The following is a 4971-nucleotide window of genomic DNA, read 5'->3' as shown; positions in this document are numbered from 1 at the left end:
CTTAATAACAGTACAACTATAATTATCTCTATGTTTTTAGGTATAATTGCTGGAATTTTTTTAAAAGACAAAGCAGCTATTTTTGCCCCTTTAGGAGATATATTTTTAAAATTAATTACAATGCTTATTGTCCCTTTGGTATTTTTCAATATCATTCTTGGAGCTATATCCCTAGGAAAAACTAAATCAGCTGGTAAAGTTGGATTTCTAACTTTAGGTTATTATCTACTTACATCATGCATTGCCGTTATTATTGGAATTGGAGCGGGTTATATTTTCAATCCTGGTATTGGAGTTGTTGTTCCTACCTCTCTATTAGCAAAAGAGGGAGCTTACGCCAGTGCAAATTCTGGTCTTGATTTCTGGGGAACTATTATAAATATAATTCCTGACAACCCTTTTAAATCTTTAATAGAGGGTAATATTTTACAAATTATATTCTTTTCACTATTCTTTGGGCTATGTCTATCTAAAGTATCAGATGAAAAGCAAAAACCAATTATAGATCTTTTAGAGACAGTTAATGAAACTTTAATAAAAATGATTGAAAAAATACTTCTTCTTGCACCATTTGGTGTTTTTGCACTAATGGCTAACTCCATTGCACTCTTTGGTATCAATATACTTCTATTGGTTACTAAACTATTTTTAGTATTTACTTTAGCTCTTGGATTGATACACTTTGTTATGCTACCTGGTTTTGTTAAAATTTTTACTGGAATATCTCCAATTAAATTTATAAAGAAAACTGCTCCTGCTCAGATTTTAGCATTTTCAACTGCTTCTTCTATGGCAACTTTACCAGTTAATACTGAGTGCTGTAAAAAGCTGGGTGTTAAAAATTCAACCGCTTCATTTATTTTACCACTTGGTGCTACTGTTAATATGAATGGAAATGCTATGCTCTATGGACTTGTAACTATGTTTTTTGCACAGATGTTTGGAGTTCACCTTGGACCAAGTGAGTATATAGCTATAGTTCTTACATCTGTTCTTGGAGCTGTTGGAACCGCTGGTGTCCCTGGACCATCTCTACTTGTTGTTGCAGTTTTAGCTGCTGCTGGTGTCCCTGTTATAGCTCTTCCTCTGGTATTTGGAATAGATAGAATAATGGATATGATGAGAACTTCTACCAATATTTTAGGAGATGCTTCATGTGCAGTTATTATGGAGAGTATATTAAATAAAGAAAAAGAGGTTTTATAAACCTCTTTTTTTATCTATATATCCCAATGCTTTTAAGATTTTCTCTCCTAAATTTCTATTTTTTCCTCTATATGGATAGCAATGAATATGTATTGCTGGGTTAAAATTTAGCTCTATTATTGCGTAGTTATTCTCTGGATTCAACTTTTTTATGTCCTCTATCATCATATCCACACCACATATTTTAGCCCCCACTGCTTGAGCTGCCTTTATAGCTATATCTTTATAAATATTTGGAATCTCATCTGTATAGTCTAAACTATCTCCACCTGTACTTATATTTGAGTTTTCTCTCAAGTATATAATCTCATCTTTTTTAGGAATATAATCTATAGTCAGTCCCTGTCCCTTTAAAAATAACTTTTCAGGTTCTTCTAACTTTATCTTTTCCAAAGGAGTTTTATACCCAACTCCTCTCAAAGGGTCCAAGTTTTTCCTCTCTACCAACTCCCTTATACTTCGTTTTCCATCCCCTTTCACATTAGCTGGAACTCTGTGTAGGATACCTGCTACCTCATCACCAATAACAAATATTCTATACTCTTTTCCCCTTACAAATCTCTCTATAAGTACGGAGTTATCCTCATTAAAAGCCATCTCCAATGCTCTATTATAGTCCTCATTTGAAAAACTATCTTTAAATATTGTAATTCCAAGCCCAAAATTTGTGGATTTAGGTTTTATTACAACTCCCGCTCCATATTTTTTATAGTCATCTTTGGCATCCTTAATATTGAAGTAATCCTTTCCTTGGGGAACCACTATACCCTTCATTTCTAAAACTTTTTTAGTTACAACTTTATTCTCCATAATGAGCATTGTCACATAGGAATCCAGCGATGTCTTTGTAGCTTGTTTCACATATTGTATATTTCCATATTTTTCCAAGTATATAAAGTTCTCTTCTCTGTCTAAAATTTCAAAATTAATACCATTTTTTATAGCTCCTTTTAAAAGTATTTGTGTAGATAGTTCTAAATCCTCAAACCCTTTTAAAGTATATGGAGTTCTTTCCATCTCATATAAAAACTCTTTTGCTTTATCAATATGAAATTTTATAAAACCATTTTGCTCCACCTCTTTTAAAACTCTATCTGAGTAAAGTTCGCCATTCTCAATCTTATTTTTTTGATATTGCAATACCTCTCTATCTCTATCTGTAAAAGAGCCTATATCTTTTAAATGTTTTTCCATTTCATCTAAAATAACCATAGAATACTCTCTTGGAGAAACATTCCTATCTTCACAACAGATCAGTTTAAACTTTTTAGAATTTCCTCTATTAGCTAAAATCTCCTGATTTTTAAGATATCTAAAATAATCTTTCTCTTCAAAAGTTTCATCATTTTTTAAAAATAGGAACACTATAAAAAGATGTAAAAACTCTAAATCCATTCTCTCTATCCCTATCTCTGAAAACGGGTTTAAATCTATTGATCTAAACTCTAAATACTCAATACCACTCTTATTTAACTCGTCTAACATATTTTTAGGATTTTTAGTTTTCAATCTAATTGGACTATAGTATTCCTTTACATTTGAGATATTCCCATTTTTCACAAGTTTTTTTAAACTGCTCACATAACTATCCACACTCTCATAATTAACAAAAAAATCTTTTTCATTTCTATATCCACAGCTACCATTTCTAAAGGACACCGTATCCTCTGAATAGTATGTATCCTCAGTAAATCTTTTCATTCTATCTATACATTTTTTAAGATATGTTTCATGAATAACTGGGCTAGCTCCCAATAGATATATAATCATCCATCCATATTTAAAATAATTTCTAGCTATCTTTAAATAGACATTATTTTTAAACTCTTTAAAAGACACCCTCTCTTGTGTTAGGTTATATAGCTCCTTTAAAAAGTCCTCTTCAAAAGAGAAATTAAAATGAACTCCTGACAATAGCTGTTTTTTTCTTCCATATTTTAAACTTAAATTTTCCCTATACTCCTCTAGCTCCTTATTTTCTGGAAATTTTCCAATTGGTATTAACTCTTCAGAGGGCAAAATTGGAGGTACACTTTGAGACCAAAGATACTCATTCTCTAAATTAGTTGCAACTATCTCATGAATATTTTTTAAAAAATTGTACGCTTCCTTCACACTATTTTGTATTGGAGTAATCATCTCAATCTGGCTTTCTGAAAAATCAACTGTTATATATGGATTTTTAGTTTTTTCACCAAAAATTTCAGGATGAGGAGTTGTTGCTAACTCTCCATTTTCTTTAACTCTTAAACTCTCCTTTTCAATACCAAATCTTCCATTTTTCATATCTCTTCCCAAAGAGTTTTCTCTTATAACACTCTCTAAAATACTCATTTTTTACCAACTCCTTTTTTTAAGTATCCCCTAAAAACTAATGGCGATAAAATTCCTTTTATTACACTTGATAACGATATACTTATCCATACTCCATTTAACCCAAAATACTCCTCTCTTGATAAAATCAAAGCAGTTGGTATCCTTAATGAAGTAAATATTATACTTATTATTGATGGGATTTTTGGCTTTCCTATTCCACTAAAAGCTCCATTTGTAACAATCTCATAACACATAAACAGTTGCGATAGACCAATTATTCTCATATAATTTACAGATATCTCTACAGTTTCTGGTTTATTTACAAATATTTTCACTAAATAACTTGGGAAAAATATAAATATTGCAGTGGTCCCAAGTCCAATCGCTGTACATAAAGAGATTGCTGTTTTATATCCATGTTCTATTCTATCCTCCAAACCAGCTCCATAGTTTTGCCCTATAAAACTTGAAACCGCTCCCTGTAGACCCGCAATAGTCATAAAAGTTATCGACTCAATTTGAAGTCCTATCTTTTGAGCTGCTATAGCATCTGGACCCCACTGAGATATAATTTTCGCTATTGCTATACCAAATCCAGTAAAAAGAACTCTTTGAATAGCAATCGGTGTTCCTAAACTCATTATCTCCTTCATTCTATTCCAACTTTTTGAAATATAGCTCTCAACTTTAAAATAATCTTTTGATTTTTTTACAAATAAATATGTATTTATTCCTTCTGCTAAAACCGTAGCTATTGCTGCTCCAGCGACTCCCCAATCAAATACAAAAATAAATATTGGATCTAAAACTATATTTAAAATAACCCCTATACTACTAATTTTAAAGGGGAGCTTACTTTCACCATAACTATTTAAAATTCTTGTGTATAAAAAATTAAAAAATTTAAAAACTAATCCAAAAGTACCTATAACTAAATATATCTGAGCCATATTTTCAACATCATTTTCCAGATTAAAAAATTGTACTAAATTTTTTGAAAAAATCACAACTGGAACTATAAAAGATATGACCATTAAAAAGTTTAAAGTACAGGAAGCTTTTATATACTCCTTTGTGTTCTCTGTATCCTTTGCTCCAATCACATGAGAAATTTTAATTCCAGCTCCCATTACAACCATGGAGTTAATTGCATATCCTAAATTTATAAAAAAACTTGCAGTTCCTACTGCTGCAACAGCGTTACTACCAATTTTACCCACCCAAAACATATCTACCAATCCATATATCATCTGTAAAAATGATGAGCCCATTATGGGAAATGCCAGTGAGAGAAGGATTTTCTTTATATCTCCCCTAGTTAAATCTATCTTTTTCATAAACTCTCCTTAAACTATATTAGAATTTTCTAATATAGTTTTAACACTTTTACTTCTATTTGTCAAACTAAATAAAAAAAGATATGTATAAAACATATCTTTCTTATAACAC

At 30.8% G+C, this 4971-nt stretch carries 3 protein-coding genes; 1 reads left to right on the top strand and 2 read right to left on the bottom strand.

Annotation, left to right across the window (positions count from 1 at the left end; translation table 11 throughout):
• Positions 1-1206: dicarboxylate/amino acid:cation symporter (locus ACMOUI_RS10445; RefSeq protein WP_418965639.1), on the top strand; the 1206-nt coding region annotated here is incomplete at its 5' end.
• On the opposite strand, the gene gshAB is transcribed toward ACMOUI_RS10445, so the two are convergent.
• Positions 1201-3540 (bottom strand): bifunctional glutamate--cysteine ligase GshA/glutathione synthetase GshB, encoded by a 2340-nt coding sequence (gshAB, locus tag ACMOUI_RS10440; protein WP_418965638.1) that lies wholly within the window; start codon positions 3538-3540, stop codon positions 1201-1203. The genes ACMOUI_RS10445 and gshAB overlap by 6 nt on opposite strands.
• Positions 3537-4859, bottom strand: a complete 1323-nt coding sequence (locus ACMOUI_RS10435; protein WP_418965637.1) for an MATE family efflux transporter — start codon at positions 4857-4859, stop codon at positions 3537-3539. Before ACMOUI_RS10435 ends, gshAB begins: the two co-directional genes overlap by 4 nt.
• Positions 4860-4971 lie beyond the last annotated feature (112 nt).

The organism is Cetobacterium sp. (assembly GCF_048470075.1).
Classification (GTDB): Bacteria; Fusobacteriota; Fusobacteriia; order Fusobacteriales; family Fusobacteriaceae; genus Cetobacterium_A.
This window is presented reverse-complemented; position numbering and strand designations above follow the sequence as displayed.

Bases quoted from the DNA above. Each gene is read 5' to 3' on its own strand.
- gshAB (WP_418965638.1), bottom strand. From the start codon at position 3,540: ATGAGTATTTTAGAGAGTGTTATAAGAGAAAACTCTTTGGGAAGAGAT.
- ACMOUI_RS10435 (WP_418965637.1), bottom strand. From the start codon at position 4,859: ATGAAAAAGATAGATTTAACTAGGGGAGATATAAAGAAAATCCTTCTC.